Here is a 238-nt window from a genome sequence, read left to right as displayed (position 1 = left end):
TCGCCGTCAGTCCTTCATCGGCGTTCGCACCGAGTTCTCCACGCCAGCCGCCGAGGCGTCCGGCCGTCCGGCCGCCGCGCCGCCTGGCTGTCGAGCCGTCGAGCTACCCGGCCACCGAGCCGCCGAGCTCCCGAGCTCCCGCGCTGCCGAGCCGTCTGGCTGTCGAGCTGCCCGGCCGCCTGGCTGCCGAGCTGCCCGGCCGCCGAGCCGCCTGACCGCCGAGCCGTCTGGCTGCCGA

At 77.3% G+C, this 238-nt stretch carries 1 pseudogene; it reads left to right on the top strand.

Annotation, left to right across the window (positions count from 1 at the left end):
- Positions 1 to 215, top strand: a pseudogene (locus KUM49_RS47055) (hypothetical protein); the annotation flags it as partial.
- Between the last annotated feature and the right edge of the window lie 23 nt (positions 216 to 238).

Origin of the sequence: Streptomyces sp. AC555_RSS877 (genome assembly GCF_019049245.1) — a bacterium.
Lineage (GTDB): Bacteria > Actinomycetota > Actinomycetes > Streptomycetales > Streptomycetaceae > Streptomyces.
The sequence above is the reverse complement of the archived record's forward strand: the minus strand, read 5'-3'. Positions and strand labels throughout refer to the sequence as shown.